General features: G+C 64.6%; 15 protein-coding genes. 10 read left to right on the top strand and 5 right to left on the bottom strand.

Annotation, left to right across the window (positions count from 1 at the left end; translation table 11 throughout):
• Position 1 precedes the first annotated feature (1 nt).
• Positions 2-739 carry a response regulator gene (locus MUY37_RS01465; protein ID WP_499193706.1) on the top strand — a complete coding sequence of 246 codons (738 nt, stop codon included), beginning with the start codon at positions 2-4 and terminating at the stop codon, positions 737-739.
• Positions 739-2,148: an ATP-binding protein gene (locus tag MUY37_RS01460; protein ID WP_499193705.1), complete on the top strand. Its 1,410-nt coding sequence runs from the start codon at positions 739-741 to the stop codon at positions 2,146-2,148. Before MUY37_RS01465 ends, MUY37_RS01460 begins: the two co-directional genes overlap by 1 nt.
• On the opposite strand, the gene MUY37_RS01455 is transcribed toward MUY37_RS01460, so the two are convergent.
• Positions 2,145-3,671, bottom strand: coding sequence for a helicase HerA-like domain-containing protein (locus tag MUY37_RS01455; RefSeq protein ID WP_499193704.1), 1,527 nt, complete (start codon positions 3,669-3,671; stop codon positions 2,145-2,147). The two genes, MUY37_RS01460 and MUY37_RS01455, sit on opposite strands and share 4 nt — an antisense overlap.
• 109 nt (positions 3,672-3,780) lie before the next feature.
• On the opposite strand from MUY37_RS01455, the gene pabB reads away from it, so the two are divergent.
• From pabB to MUY37_RS01430, 5 genes are all read left to right on the top strand, one after another.
• A complete protein-coding gene (gene pabB / locus MUY37_RS01450; protein ID WP_499193703.1) occupies positions 3,781-5,592 on the top strand; it encodes an aminodeoxychorismate synthase component I in 1,812 nt (603 codons plus the stop codon).
• Entirely contained in the window at positions 5,589-6,245 is a 657-nt protein-coding gene (locus tag MUY37_RS01445) for an RluA family pseudouridine synthase (RefSeq protein WP_499193702.1), read from the top strand. Before pabB ends, MUY37_RS01445 begins: the two co-directional genes overlap by 4 nt.
• Positions 6,238-6,642: an alternative ribosome rescue aminoacyl-tRNA hydrolase ArfB gene (gene arfB, locus MUY37_RS01440; protein WP_499193701.1), complete on the top strand. Its 405-nt coding sequence runs from the start codon at positions 6,238-6,240 to the stop codon at positions 6,640-6,642. Before MUY37_RS01445 ends, arfB begins: the two co-directional genes overlap by 8 nt.
• A 345-nt stretch (positions 6,643-6,987) precedes the next feature.
• Positions 6,988-7,155: a 50S ribosomal protein L33 gene (rpmG, locus tag MUY37_RS01435; RefSeq protein ID WP_067692617.1), complete on the top strand. Its 168-nt coding sequence runs from the start codon at positions 6,988-6,990 to the stop codon at positions 7,153-7,155.
• A 75-nt stretch (positions 7,156-7,230) separates the two neighbouring features.
• Complete coding sequence (locus MUY37_RS01430) at positions 7,231-7,893, top strand: LolA family protein (RefSeq protein WP_499193700.1); 663 nt, start codon at positions 7,231-7,233, stop codon at positions 7,891-7,893.
• 384 nt (positions 7,894-8,277) lie between these two features.
• Here the strand turns inward: MUY37_RS01430 and MUY37_RS01425 are convergent, their stop codons facing one another.
• Complete coding sequence (locus tag MUY37_RS01425) at positions 8,278-9,672, bottom strand: alkaline phosphatase (protein WP_499193699.1); 1,395 nt, start codon at positions 9,670-9,672, stop codon at positions 8,278-8,280.
• Between the two features lie 290 nt (positions 9,673-9,962).
• Here MUY37_RS01425 and xth point away from each other — a divergent pair, with 290 nt between their 5' ends.
• The 3 genes from xth to MUY37_RS01410 are packed head-to-tail and all read left to right on the top strand — an operon-like array spanning position 9,963 to position 12,318.
• Complete coding sequence (gene xth, locus MUY37_RS01420; protein ID WP_499193698.1) at positions 9,963-10,754, top strand: exodeoxyribonuclease III; 792 nt, start codon at positions 9,963-9,965, stop codon at positions 10,752-10,754.
• Entirely contained in the window at positions 10,703-11,821 is a 1,119-nt protein-coding gene (gene ribA, locus MUY37_RS01415) for a GTP cyclohydrolase II (RefSeq protein WP_499195099.1), read from the top strand. Before xth ends, ribA begins: the two co-directional genes overlap by 52 nt.
• Positions 11,818-12,318, top strand: a complete 501-nt coding sequence (locus tag MUY37_RS01410) for a GNAT family N-acetyltransferase (protein WP_499193697.1) — start codon at positions 11,818-11,820, stop codon at positions 12,316-12,318. Before ribA ends, MUY37_RS01410 begins: the two co-directional genes overlap by 4 nt.
• A gap of 8 nt (positions 12,319-12,326) precedes the next feature.
• On the opposite strand, the gene asd is transcribed toward MUY37_RS01410, so the two are convergent.
• Genes asd through MUY37_RS01395 form a run of 3 tightly spaced genes read right to left on the bottom strand, consistent with a single transcriptional unit; the run spans position 12,327 to position 14,489 of the window.
• Positions 12,327-13,166, bottom strand: coding sequence for an archaetidylserine decarboxylase (asd, locus tag MUY37_RS01405; protein WP_499193696.1), 840 nt, complete (start codon positions 13,164-13,166; stop codon positions 12,327-12,329).
• Positions 13,167-13,192: 26 nt separating this feature from the next.
• Positions 13,193-13,456, bottom strand: a complete 264-nt coding sequence (locus MUY37_RS01400) for a DksA/TraR family C4-type zinc finger protein (protein ID WP_115415378.1) — start codon at positions 13,454-13,456, stop codon at positions 13,193-13,195.
• A gap of 46 nt (positions 13,457-13,502) precedes the next feature.
• Complete coding sequence (locus MUY37_RS01395; protein WP_499193695.1) at positions 13,503-14,489, bottom strand: right-handed parallel beta-helix repeat-containing protein; 987 nt, start codon at positions 14,487-14,489, stop codon at positions 13,503-13,505.
• Positions 14,490-14,546: the final 57 nt, after the last annotated feature.

Here is a 14,546-nt window from a genome sequence, read left to right as displayed (position 1 = left end):
CATGACCGATCCCACGCCCATCGCCATCCTGCTCGTCGACGACGAACGCAGCCTTCGCGAACCCCTGGCAGAATATCTCGTCCGCCAGGGGTTCGAAGTGCGTGAGGCGGAAAGCGCCGCAGCCGCACGCACCATGCTGGCGCAGAATGTGCCCGATATCGTCTTGCTCGACATCATGATGCCGGGGGAGGACGGCCTGTCGCTATGTCGCCATCTCGTCGAGACCCGCGGCCTTCCCACCATTCTTCTCACCGCCAAGGGCGAAGCCATGGACCGGATCGTCGGGCTCGAAATCGGCGCCGACGACTATGTCACCAAGCCGTTCGAGCCGCGCGAGCTGGTCGCGCGCATCCGTTCGGTCCTGCGCCGCGCCGACCGCGCCACGCCAGCGCCGACGGAAGAGCCGGTTTTTGTTTTCGAAGGCTGGCAGCTCGACCCTCTCAAACGCCGCCTGACCGATCCCGAAGGCGCGCTCGTGCCCCTTTCCACTGCCGAATTCCGGATGCTACGCGCGTTTTGCGAGCATCCGCGCCAGGTGCTCGACCGCGATCGCCTGCTCGATCTGGTACAGGGGCGCGAGGCCCACCTGTTCGACCGCGCGGTCGACAATCAGGTCAGCCGCCTGCGCCGCAAGATCGAGGCCGACAGCCGCAATCCGCATTTCATCCAGACGGTACGCGGCGATGGCTACCGCTTCGCTGCCGATGTCGCGCGCCTCGAACGCGGCGCGCACGGCTGATGCGCCTGCTTCCGCGAAGCCTGCTGGGTCAGGTCATGTTGGCCATGGCGGCCGCGCTGCTGATTGCCCAGGCGATTTCGGCAACCATGCTTTACCGCGCGGCCACCGAACGGCGCGAAATGGCTTTCATGCATGCTGCAGCCTTCCAACTGCTCGGCGGTCCTCGCCATCGCGATGCCCGCAAGGCCCACATGGTTCGTCCACCGCATATGATGTCGCCGCGCCGGGACGGGATGCCCAGGATCCGCCTGCCGCGCAGCCTGCGTTACTCCGAAACCACCCGCACGCCCTTGGCGGCGGATGCTCCCCGCGACCAACAGCGCGAAGCGGAACTGGCACGGCTACTGCGTTCGCAAGGCATTTCCGTCGGGGAAATCGCCATATCCGTGCGGCCCTTTCTCGATGACCCGGTCTTGCGTGAGGCGGCGCGTGACTTTCCCCGCATGCGGGCTCTGGTCGAAACCGTCCCGCACGAGGTGATGGTGGTCGCCTTGAAGCAGGAGGGCAGCGCGGTGTGGCAAGTCGCACGCCTCCCCGTCCCGCCGCTCGATCGCGGCATCCCCCGCACGCTGGTGATACAAACGATGATTTTGTTCTTCGTGCTGGTCGGCCTGCTCTATTTCGTGCTGCGCCGGATCACCCGGCCGCTCTATACGCTGGCCGAACGAACCCGGCGGTTCGGCAGCGTCGGCACGCCCGAAGAGCCACTGGAAGCGAGCGGACCCGACGATGTGAGACGGCTGATCGAGGCGCATAACGCGATGCAGGCGCGGATCGGCTCCATGCTCGATGAAAAGGATGTCATGCTGGGCGCGATCGGCCACGATCTCAAGACGCCGCTTGCGGCACTGCGCGTGCGGATCGAGAGCGTCGAGGACGCGGCCGCGCGCGACAAGATGGCCGCGACGATCGAAGATATCACCGAGACCCTCGACGAGATCCTTTCACTCGCGCGTATCGGCCGTAGCGACACCGAGCCAGAGATGACCGAGCTCGGCGCACTCGCCGCATCGGTGGTCGAGGAGTTCGAGGATATGGGCAGGCCCGTCACGCTGGAGACGCAGGGACGCATCGCGGCGCCCGTACACCTGACCTGGCTCAAGCGCGGCCTGCGCAATCTGGTCACCAATGCGCTGCGCTATGCCGGATCGGCACACCTATCCATTCTTCGGGAAGACGGTCACGCCGTGCTCCGTATAGATGATGACGGTCCCGGAATTCCGGAGGAACGGCTGGCGGAGATGCTCGAACCGTTCACACGCGGGGAAGCGAGCCGCAACCGCGAGACAGGTGGCGCGGGCCTGGGCCTCACGCTGGCCCGCGCGGTGGCCGAACAGCATGGCGGCACGCTCAGCCTCGCAAATCGCGCGGAAGGGGGCCTCCGGGCGGAAATCCGCCTCCCGACCTAGCGCATCAGCCCACCGATGATATTGCGTACGAAGGCGGTCGCGCCGGTGCGCAGCGGGTCGGCGCGCGATTTCTTGCCCATGACCGTTGCCACCGCGATCGAGGTCAGCGATCCGGCCGCCGCCTTGGCTGCGGCCTTGCCCGCTTTCGTCCACATCGAGCTGTGCTTGCGAGAGCGTTTGCGCACTTCGGCCTCGCCCTTCTCCTCGACCTCTTTCGCGGTCTCGGCGGCATCGGCGGTCTTGGCGGCGAGCACTTCCTCCGCGCTTTCGCGATCCACCGCCTCACCGTATTTTCCGTCCAGATCGCTGACCGAGTTGACGATCTCGCGCTCCTTCTCGGTCACCGGGCCGAGGCGCGAACGGGGGGGCTTGATCAGCGTGCGCTGAACCACGGTGGGCGCGCCGTCCTCATCGAGCGTCGAGACCAGCGCCTCGCCCACTTTCAATTCCGTGATCGCCTGTTCGACATCGAGATCGGGATTGATGCGGAACGTCTCCGCTGCCGCTTTTATCGCGCGCTGGTCGCGCGGGGTGAAGGCCCGTAGCGCATGCTGCACACGATTGCCCAACTGCCCGGCGATCTTTTCCGGAATGTCGATCGGGTTCTGGGTGACGAAATAGACGCCCACCCCCTTCGAGCGGATCAGCCGCACGACCTGTTCGACCTTATCTTCCAGCGCTTCGGGCGCATCGTCGAACAGCAAATGCGCCTCATCGAAGAAGAACACCAGCTTCGGCTTTTCCGGATCGCCGACTTCGGGCAGGCTTTCGAACAGTTCGGCAAGCAGCCACAGGAGGAAGGTGGCGTAGAGCTTGGGACTGCGCATCAGCCTGTCGGCGGCGAGCACATTGATCACGCCGCGCCCCTGCCCGTCGAGGCTGACGAAATCGTCGATTTCCAGCGCAGGCTCGCCGAAGAACATGTCCGCGCCCTGGCTTTCGAAGCTCAAGAGCTGGCGCTGGATAGCCCCGACGCTCGGTTTCGAGACATTGCCATAGGTGCCCGACAGCGCCTTCGCATTGTCATAGGCATAGGCGAGCATCGCTTGCAGATCGCCGAGATCGAGCAGCAGCAGGCCGTTCTCGTCAGCATGACGAAACACGATATTGAGCACGCCTTCCTGCGTGTCGTTGAGATCGAGCAGCCGCGCCAGCAGCAAAGGCCCCATTTCCGAGATCGTCGTCCGGATCGGGAAGCCCTTTTCGCCATAGAGATCCCAGAAGACCGCAGCATTGTCGGCGTAGGCATAGTCCTCCATGCCCAGCTCCTTGGCGCGCCCCTCAAGCTTGTCGGCATGTTTGAACTGCGGCGATCCTGCCATCGAAATTCCGGCCAGATCGCCCTTCACGTCGGCAACGAAAACCGGGACGCCCTGAGCGGAGAAACTTTCCGCGAGCCCCTGCAGCGTCACCGTCTTGCCCGTCCCGGTGGCGCCGGCGATCAATCCATGGCGATTGGCCTGACCGAGCCTGAGGTGCTGGCGCTCGCCATTGGCCCCCAGGCCGAGGAAAATTTCACTCATCCGCAATCCGCTCCCGCTGCTCGCAAGTCGCGGGGGTGTGGCGCAGGCTTGTGGGCGCGGTCAAGCAATCCCTCGACAGGCGCTCACCAAGCGGTAAAGGCTGGCACTGATGGCGGAACGGCATCCCTTTGTCCTGCTCGACGATGCGCGCGATAGCGGCGCGGCCGACGCCCTGCTGTTCGAAAACCCACGCGAACTCTTCGTTGCGCGCCGTCCCGACGAAATCGAGACCGTGCTCGCCGCTGCCGAACAGGCTCGCCGTAAGGGCGGGGAACTGGCGGGATACATCGCCTACGAGGCCGGGCTGGCGCTGGAGGCCAGATTGCGCCCGCTGACCGATGCCCGCAGCGGCGGTGCGGGGCCGCTCGTCTGGCTTGGCGCGTTCGACACGCCGCAGCGGATCGCCGCAGAGGACATGCCCGACTGGCTGACGAAAAACGCGCCGGGCGGCGGCAGTGTCGGCCCGCTCGAGCCGCAGATTTCGCCAGGGGGATACACGCAAGCCTTCGCGGCGTTGCAAGAGGCGATCCGCGCGGGCGATATCTACCAGGCCAATCTGACCTTTCCCCTCGCGGGCAGCTTCACCGGCGACCCGCTGGGCCTCTATGCGGCACTGCGCCCCACTGCGCAGGCGGGATATGGCGGGGTTGTTTTCGACGGATCGCATTGGCTGCTCAGCCTCAGCCCCGAGCTTTTCGTTTCGCTGAAAGGCGTCGAGGCCAAGGCCAAGCCGATGAAGGGCACACGCCCACGCGGCCATGACGAGGCTTCGGATCGCGCGATGGCCGAAGAGCTTGCCGGATCGGTCAAGGACAAGGCCGAGAACCTGATGATCGTCGACCTGCTGCGCAACGATCTCTCGCGCGTCGCCGAACCCGGGAGCGTGCGGGTAGACGATCCTTTCGCGATCGAAAGCTACCCCACGGTCCACCAGATGGTCAGCGCGGTACGCGCGCGGCTGAAACCGGATGAAGGCGCGATCGATCTGGTGCGCGCGCTGTTCCCCTGCGGATCGATCACCGGCGCGCCCAAGATCCGTGCGATGGAACTGATCGATGCGGTCGAGCGCGATCCGCGCGGCCCCTATTGCGGCGCGATCGGGCGGATCGGCAGGGATGGCGATGCGGCGTTCAATGTCGCGATCCGAACGCTGCGCCTGACCGAAGTCGAAAACGGGCGAGGAAAGGCGGTACTCGGTGTGGGCGGAGCGATCGTCGCCGACAGCGAACCGGCGTCCGAATGGCGTGAAGCGCTGCTCAAGGGGGCCTTTATCCGGACCTCTTCGCCCCATCACCGTGCGGCGCAATTCGACCTGATAGAAACGATGCGCTTTTCGCCGGAAACGGGCATCACGCATCTCGAAAACCATCTCCTGCGAATAAAGACGAGCGCGAGCGAACTTGGCTTTGCCTTCGACCGGCACGAGGCGCGCAACCAGCTTCATGCGCTGTGTTTCGTGCTCGACAAGCCCAGCCGAGTCCGACTGCTCGCCTCCCGTTCCGGCGAAATCGCGCTCGAGGCACAGGATGTACCCGAAGCCTGGCCGGAACCTGTCCGCTGCATCGTTCTGCCGCTCCCCGTCGATCCGGGCGACTGGCGGCTGCGGCACAAGACCACCGATCGCGGCTTTTACGAGGACGCACAGCGCATCGCCCGGCAGCATGACGCGCACGAAGCGCTGTTCGTGCGCGAGGACGGCTTGCTCACCGAAGGCTGCGTCACCAATATCTTCGTACGCGGCGAAGACGGCGTATTGCTGACCCCGCCTGCCAGCCTCGGATTGCTGCCCGGCGTGTTCCGCCGGTCCCTCCTCGACGAAGGCAAGGCGCGCGAAGCCGAATTGCGCATCGAAGACTTGGAAAACGGCTTCTTTCTCGGCAATGCGCTGCGCCTGATGATGGACGCGAAACTCAAGACATGACCCAGATCCCGATCCTGTTCGAAGACGGCGAAGCGCTGGTGATCGACAAGCCAGCAGGCCTGCCGATCGAACGCCCGCGCCGCGGCGGCCCCGCGCTCGAAGACCATTTCGAGGAGCTGAAGCTGGGTTTCCAGCGCGCACCCGTGCCCGTCCACCGGATCGACACCGATACCAGCGGCTGCCTGTTGCTGGCGCGCAATCCCAAGGCGCTGAAGCGCTTCGCCAGGGCGTTCGAGGAACGGCTGGTGGAAAAGCGCTATCTCGGCGTGCTGGCTGGCGTGCCTGAACAGGCCGAGGGCACGATCGAACTCTCGCTCTCTAAAATCAGCAGCGCCGAGAAGGGCTGGCGGATGATCGCGGCCAAGAAGGGCAAACCTTCGGTCACCCACTGGCGCGTGATTGCCGAAATCGGAGGCAAAGCACTGCTCGAATTCCGCCCCGAGACGGGCCGTACGCATCAGATCCGCGTGCATTGCCAGGCAGGGCTGGGCATGCCCTTGTTGGGCGATCCCGTCTATGGGAACGGGAAGGGCGCGGCGCGCACCATGCTGCACGCCGCCGCGCTTTCCGTTCCGCGCGAAGGCAAGGCGCCCATCGAAGCCACTGCCCCCATGCCGCAGGATTTCACCGCTCTCGGCTTCGGTGATGGGTAGAATAGCCGACAAGGCTCTCGAAATCGCGGAGGAGAAGTTCATCGCCTCTTCCGGCCCCGGCGGGCAAAACGTCAACAAGGTCGCCACGGCAGTCCAGTTGCGCGTCGATGTGTTCCAGCTCGGCATGCCGCCGGAAGCGTTCGAGCGGCTGAAGGAAATTGCGGGCAGCAAGCTGACCAAGGGCGGCGAGATCGTGCTGACCGCGAACGAATACCGCACGCAGGACCAGAATCGCGAGGCCGCACGCGAACGATTGGTCGCCTTGCTGGGCGAAGCGCTGACCCCGCCGAAAAAACGCAAGAAGAGCCGCGTCAACCGCGTCGGCAAGGTCAAGCGGTTGAAAGCCAAGAAGGTGCGCGGCGAGGTCAAGGCGAAGCGCGGTAAGGTGGACTGGTAGAACGTATCTCGACTACGGCATGGGCCTCCGCTCGATACGAGCGGGAAACGAAAAACCGGCCCGTTCGTGTCGAGCGAAGTCGAGACACCTGCCTGCTCCGCGGCGCTTGACTTTTCCCCGTGAATCACACAAAGGGCGCGCCGGACGGCGGTGCAGCCGTTCTTTTCGTTTCTGGGAAACGATTTCGGCACCAGCCCACTCCCCCTCCCGGCCACCCACTAGGGTATGCTGATGGGTGGCCGGGAGGGGGAGTGGGGCGGAACCGGTCTGACCAAGCGCAAGGAACACGCCGCCCTTATTTTTTCGGCCTCAATGGCCATCCAGAAAGATCTTTAGGAACACGCCATGGCGAAGCCCGCAACCGTCAAGATCAAGCTCGTCTCGACCGCAGACACGGGCTTCTATTACGTGACCAAGAAGAATCCGCGTAACCACACGGAAAAGTTCACCTTCCGCAAGTACGATCCCGTCGTGCGCAAGCATGTCGAGTTCAAGGAAGCCAAGATCAAGTAATGCTCTGCCAAGCTGAACCGCGGGAACGAGCCGGGTTCAGTGATGGTTCAATGCTCCGACCCTAATCGCAGGAGCATGAGCACCTTGTCTTCGAAATCGAACAAACCGATCCGCGCCGCGCTGGCTTTATCGCTGGCTGCGGCGCTTCCCGTTTCCGCCATCCTCGCGCCCGCCCCGGTGGTCGCCGCCGAGGGCGACCTCGACCGGGCAGTCGCCGCGCTGCGCGGTATTTCCACCATGAAGGCGGACTTCGTCCAGACCGACCGCAGCGGGCAGACCGTGCGCGGCGTGATGACGCTGAAACGCCCCGGCAAGATCCGCTTCCAGTACGAGAAGGGCGTGCCGATGCTCGTCGTCTCGAACGGCAAGTCGATGTATATGGTCGACTACGAGGTCAATCAGGTCCAGCGCTGGCCGATCAAGAATTCGCCATTGGGCGCGCTGCTCGATCCCAGCCGCGACGTGAAGCGATACGGCAAACTGGTCCCCACCAACCACCCCGATGTCGTCAGCGTGGAAGTGCGCGATACCAAGCGCCCCGAATTCGGGGTCATAACCCTGATTTTCGCCCGCGACGCTTCGGCCCCTGGCGGTCTGCGCCTGACCCATTGGGTGGCGCTCGATTCGCAGAATCACCGGACCACTGTAAGGCTGGCGAACCAGCATTATGGCGTGGCAGTTGCCGACAGCGCCTTTACCTTTCGCGATCCGCGGCGATCGTCCCGTCGCCCGGGATGAACGCCTTGGCGGTGAGCGGTGCGCCCTACGGGATATCCCGCTTCGGACCGTTCATTGAACAGCAATCGCCCCGGGCATAATCTCCAAATCACGAGACGACACGAGGCGGGTTTCCCCCCTGTTGACCCCCTCGACCTGGTTCATCTCGTTCCAAGCGTGACGAACGCTCACAGGAAACCCCCGTGCCAATGCCCCCGGCACGGGGGTTTTTTGTGTTATTGTTCGGGTGCGCCTTCGACCTCCGTCGAAGGCTTGCGGCCGCACCTGCCCACTCCCCCACCCGGCCACCCATAAAATACCGTGCCGTGGGTGGCCGGGTGGGGGAGTGGGCAGGTGCCGCAAGGGAAGCGCGGATGCGCTTCCTGCACGCAGCAAGGACTCCGCTTACTCTTCCCAGCCGAAGGCCTTCCTGATCACATTATAGATCAGGTTCTGTTCCATCACCCCGCGCACGTTCTCGGCGCCGGGTCCCTGGGCATAGAGCGCCACATCCTCGCCAGCGTGAGTTTCGGATTTGGTAGGGATCGCAGCCTGCTGGCGGGCGTTCACGCCGGTTTCGGGCATCGGTCGTTCGCCCTCGAAAGCGCCCATTCCGTTGGCATAGCCGAGCGTGGTGTAGGGCTTGCCGTCCTCGGCCAGCGAGGGACCTTCATCGCGAGGGTTCGACACGAGGCCGAGGATCGGATTGCCGCGTTTGGGATAGCCCGCGATCGTGAAAACGTGACTGTGGTCGGCGGTGACGAGGATCAGAGTCTCTTCGGGATCGGTGTTGTCGATCGCCCACTGGATCGCGCGCGCGAATTCGACCGCTTCTTCCAGCGCATAGCCCGCGCGCCCCTCGTGGTGGCCGTGATCGATCCGCCCGCTTTCAACCATCAGGTAGTAGCCCTGCGGATCGCTCGACAGGCGCTGGATCGCCGTGGCGGTCATCGAGGTGAGCGTGGGTTCGCTGCTGTCGACCTCGCGATCGACCATGTAGCTCATATGGCTGAGGGAAAAGAGGCCGAGCAGGGGCTTGTCGTCCGGAGCCGCGGCCATATCCTGGAGCGTGGTCGCGTAGGTACCGCCGGTCGCAGCCGCCCATTCGCCCGGGAGGTCGGCGGCATCGTCCAGCCTGCGCCCGCCTTTGTCCTTGCCGTAGAAGGCGACGGTGCCGCCGCCCAGCGCGACATCGAAAGGCGCCTCAACCAGCTGCCGCGCGATATCGATACAGCCCTGCCCGCGCTGGTCTTCGGGGACCCAGGAATCGGCCTCCCAGTCGCGCGTCACGCTGCGCGCATAGACCGATGCAGGCGTAGCGTGCGTCAGCCGCGCGGTGCTGACGATACCCAGCGCAAGCCCCCTCGCCTTGACCTCTTCGCCGAGCATGGGCGCCGCATGCCCCGCTCCCGAAGCGCAATCGCCCTCCGTCACGCCGGGGCCGTAGCCGAGCACGCCGATGTCGGTTTTCACACCTGTATGCATCGCGCTGGCCGTGCCCGCGCTGTCGGGGACCTGTGCATTGATATTGTAGGTCTTCACCAAGGCCACATTATCGAAGGTCTCAAACGGCAGAACATATTCCTCGCCGGTCTGGCCGAGCTTCTGGCCGGCATAGATGCGCGCGGCGGTGACGGTCGAAACCCCCATCCCGTCGCCGATGAAGAGGATGACGTTCTTGGCCCGCTTTTCGGCTGGAGCTTCAGCCGCAAACTGCGGCGCCTCCTGCGCGGCGGTGGTCGTGCACCCTCCCAGTACGAGCGCAGCTGCGGTGGCAAGGAAAAGCGGACGAATGGTCATTTCAAAACTCCGTGATCTTGAACGCGCGCTCTATATCACCGCTTGGCATGACGAAAGCGCGACGGTCTCCAGTGGCGTGCGTGAAGCGCATCCGCGCTTCCCGTGGCTGTTCCGTCCCGCTCCCCCGCCCGGCCACCCAACCAGTATCGTGCCGTGGGTGGCCGGGCGGGGGAGCGGGACGGAACAGCCGCAAGCCTTCGGCGGATGGCGAAGGCGCACGAAACTAACGACTCCCGCATGACCGATCTCCGACGCTTGCAGCAACGATGGCCCTCGCCTAACCCGCCCTGATGGTTTCTATCGCTACCTGGAATATCAATTCCGTCCGCCTGCGCATGCCGATCGTCGAACGCTTCATAAAGGAGCAGTCGCCCGACGTTCTGTGCCTGCAGGAAATCAAGTGCCAGGAGCACCAGTTCCCCTACGAGGCGTTCCGCGAACTCGGCTACGAGCATTTCGCGGTGCACGGGCAGAAGGGCTATCACGGTGTCGCGACGATCGCGAAAACACCGATAAGGGAATTCAGCCGCCATGACTGGCAGGACAATGGCGAGGCGCGCCATGTCGGCGTCGAGCTGACCGATCACCAAGGGATGATCGTCGAGAACGTCTATGTGCCCGCCGGCGGCGACGAACCCGATCGCGAGGTCAATCCCAAATTTGGGCAGAAGCTCGACTTCCTCGAGCGCATGACCCGCTGGGCCGATGCGATCGATCGCCCGACGCTGATCGTCGGCGATTTCAACATCGCCCCGCTCGAAAGCGACGTGTGGAGCCACAAACAGCTCCTCAAGGTCGTCAGCCACACGCCAATCGAGGTCGAGAGCCTCCAGCGCTTCATGGATGCGCATGGCTGGGCCGATATCGGGCGCGAGCACATCAAGGCACCCGAGCGCTATTATAGCTGGTGGAGCTATCGCGCGAAGGATTGGAAGGCCAACGATCGCGGGCGCCGGCTCGACCATATGTGGGCGAGCGAGGACCTTGCGAAACAGGCGCAGCGCCATTCGGTCCATGAATATGCACGCGACTGGGAAAAACCATCCGACCATGTGCCGCTGGTGACGGAGTTCACGCTCTGAGCGAGTTCGCCTCCCCTCCAAGCCCCTCCCGCCGCGCCGCGCAGGCAGTCGATGCGCTGCGTCATGGGTGGCCGCTCGCCATTGAAGGCGCACCCCTATTGCAACCGGTCGAGACGGCTTTCGGCGATGTGTCGGGCGAGGCGATGCTCATTTCCGCCACGCGAGCGGCCACGCTCAAGCTTATCAACCAGATCGAGGCCGCCGCGCCGCGCCAGCCGGTACTGATGCGTGCCGCCGACCCCTTCGACCTGTCCGCCGCCCTCGCCGTGGCCGATCCCGCGCTGGACATGGCCAACCCGCTCAAAGGGCCGTTCAAGGCGCTGCCTCTCGACTGGGAGGACCAGGCGCGCGCCGCGCTCGAACTGGCGCGGATGGCCGGGGTGTTGCCCGCATTTCTCGTCGACCCGCAAGGAGCGGCTGAGGCCGTCCCGCTCAGCGCGACCGACGTCGCCGCCTTTGCCGATGCCACGCGCCTGCAGATCGCCTCGCGCGCAAGGTTGCCTGTCGCAGCGGCAGAGGATGCGCGTATCGTCGCCTTCCGCAGCCCCGACGATACGCGCGAGCACGTCGCGCTCATTATCGGCGAACAGACAGCCGAGAGCGCGCCGCTGGTGCGACTGCATTCCGAATGCCTTACCGGCGATATCCTCGGCAGCCTCAAATGCGATTGCGGCCCGCAGCTCGATGCCGCGCTCCACGCGATGGCGCACGAGGCGAAGAAGGGCGGCTGGGGCGTGCTGCTCTACATGCGGCAGGAAGGGCGCGGCATCGGCCTCGTCAACAAATTGCGCGCCTATCGCCTGCAGGACCAGGGTTTCGACACCGTCGATGCCAACACCCGTCTCGGCCTGCCCGACGAGGCGCGCGATTTTCCCACCGCGGCGCGAATGCTCGACCTGCTCGGGGTGAAGGCGATCCGGTTGATGACCAACAATCCGGCCAAGGTCGATGCGCTCGCCGCACAGGGCGTGCGCATTGCCGAACGGGTCCCGCATGCACTGCCCGATAATCCGCATAATAGCCGATACCTCGCTACCAAACGCGACAGGTCGGGGCATTTGCTGTGAGCGCAATCACGATCCGCCCCGAAGAGCCGCGCGACCATGCGGAAATCGGCGTGGTCGCACAGGCGGCGTTTGCAGATGCGCCGCATAGCGACGGCAGCGAAGTGCGTATCATCGAGCGGCTCAGATTGGACGGCGATCTGACGCTCTCCTTGGTAGCCGAGGATGGCGAGCGGATCGTTGGTCATGTTGCCGTTTCGCCAGTGCAGATTTCCGATGGCTCACCCGACTGGTACGGTCTCGGCCCGATCGCGATATTGCCGTCGCTGCAGCGCCGCGGGATCGGTTCGCGGCTGATGCAGCGCGCGATCGCGGACATGCGCATGCGGGGCGCGCGGGGCATCGTGCTGCTGGGCGATCCTGCATATTATTCGCGCTTCGGTTTCGAACACGATCCAGCCCTGCGATATCCCGGGCCTCCCCCCAGATACTTTCAGCGGCTTGTGGTCGATGGCGATGCACCGAGCGGGGATGTGCGCTACGCGCCCGCCTTCGGCTGAGCCTCCCCTCAGAGCCGCCGCCCGATGGCCTGCCCCATGCGCACGGCCGCGCCCGCCTTCAGCCGCGCGTCCCATTCGACCTTACCCGGTTCGAACAGCAACACCACGGTCGATCCGAGAATGAAGCGCCCCATCTCGTCGCCCGCCGCGAAGGTATGTTCATCGCCGAACTCCTCGCGCACCCGCTTCGCGGCGTGCGTTTCGACAAGGCCCGACCATACGGTCTCGATCCCCGCCACGATCATCGCCCCCACCATGACGCTGGCGAAGAGCCCGTCCGGCCCTGCGAACTGGCAGGCGAGTCGCTCGTTGCGGGCGAAAAGACCATCGACGTTCTCGGCCGTCACCTGATTCACCGAAAACAGCTCGCCCGGGACGTAGGTTGCGGATTTCAGCGTTCCGGCTGCGGGCATGTGCACGCGGTGGTAATCGCGTGGGCTCAGATAGATCGTGGCGAATTGGCCGCCGTCGAACCGCGCCGCCGCCTGCTTGTCGCCGCCAAGAAGCTGCGCAGCGGTGAAGTGACGGCCCTTGGCCTGGAAGATGCGCCCTTCCTCGATCCGCCCGATCTGGCTGACCGCGCCGTCGGCTGGGCTCAGGACATATTGGCTTGCGTCGGCCAGCGGACGGGCGCCCGGCTTGAGTTCGCGCGTGAAGAAATCGTTGAAACTTGTGAACTCGCCCACACCGCGCGCCGCCTCGCTCATGTCGACATCATAGGCGACGATAAAGCGGCGGATCAGTCGGTCGCGCAGCCATGGAACTTCGCTCGAGGCGAGTTTACCTGCCATGCGCGAAACCGCATGGTGAGGCAGGAGATGCTGGAGCCAGATGAAAGGGGATGTCATGGCCGATGCGTGGACGCGATCGCGCGTCAGCGCAACTGGCTGTCCTTGCTTCCGCGACGATTGATGGCGGAATGGCGCACCGCGCCGTCGCGTGCGGACTGGCATTCGACACAGGTCCGCACGCCGGGTAGCGCCACACGGCGTTTTTCCGGGATGGGCTCTCCGCATTCGTCGCAATATTCGGCGCTTTCGCCGCGCGGAAGGCGCGAACGCGCCGCGCTGACCGCGTCATTCACCGAATCGTCGATCTGATCCTGAACCGCCCCGTCGCGTGCCCAACCGCCTGCCATTGCCTGCTCCTTCGCCCGATAAACGGGTGAGGGACGGCATGTTTCCTCAGCGCAACTCCAACCGCCGGATGCCGGAGCCGAGCGTGTTGTTCTGCATAACCAGCGCATCGCCGGTCCAGTCGGCCACGAAGGCCGGGCTGCGAGACAGGCCGGGGACCAAACGCGCCTCATTGTCCGCAATCACCAGGCCATCGGAACTGTAATGGGCGCCCTCGGCGCCGATGGCGATCATTGTCGACCAGTTTTCCTTATCGCGTCCCTGAACGAACCAGTTACCGCGAATACTGCCTGTACCGCCATTTGGCAGATCGATCAGATAATTGGTGCTGCGGCCATTGGCATCGTCAAAGCTCGAATCCTCTATCACATTGTGCGCGGCGCGCGACTTGAGATAATGCCCGCCCGTGCCCTGCTCGAAACGGCTACGGGTAACAACGACGCGCCCGTAATCTCCGGCGTAGATCGAATGCGCGCAACCGCCCGAATATTCGCAAGTGCCCAGGCGCGTGAATGTAGACTTGTCGACCACCAGCTCGCTGTTCTCACCATTGGTCGTCAGAATGCCCTGCTGGCTGTCGCGGAACCAGCTTTGCGATACGCGCAAGGGGCCTTTTTCGAGACGGATGCCCGCCCCGTTACCATCCTCGACGGCGAGATCGGCGAAAACGATTCCGTCGACGCTGGCACCACGTCCGCGCAGGACCAGCGCCGCCTTTCCTTCGCAGGCCTTGCCGCCCAACAGCGCGCTGCCCGGCTGCGCGGCGCGGAAATGCACCACGCCTTCGCGCTGCACTGCGCATTCGCGCCAGTTGCCCGGGGCGATCACCACAGTTCCCTCGCCACTGCCGATGGCATCGACCGCGGCCTGCAGCGACGCATAGCCGCGGCCCGTTTCGGCAACGGTGAAGCTGGCCGTCGATGGGCCTTGCGCCAGCACGGCGGCGAGCGGAATCGCGCTTATCGCCACGGCTGCGACGGCAGCGAAGAGCCAGCGGGGCATGCGCGAAGCGGAGGAGGCGAAGGGCGAAACCATAATCGTTGCCTAGCCCCTTATGGTTAACAACTGAATAACCTTGGCCCTGTGGCCGAC

The organism is Qipengyuania sp. ABI-127-1 (assembly GCA_022953095.1).
Lineage (GTDB): Bacteria > Pseudomonadota > Alphaproteobacteria > Sphingomonadales > Sphingomonadaceae > Qipengyuania.
The sequence above is the reverse complement of the archived record's forward strand: the minus strand, read 5'-3'. Positions and strand labels throughout refer to the sequence as shown.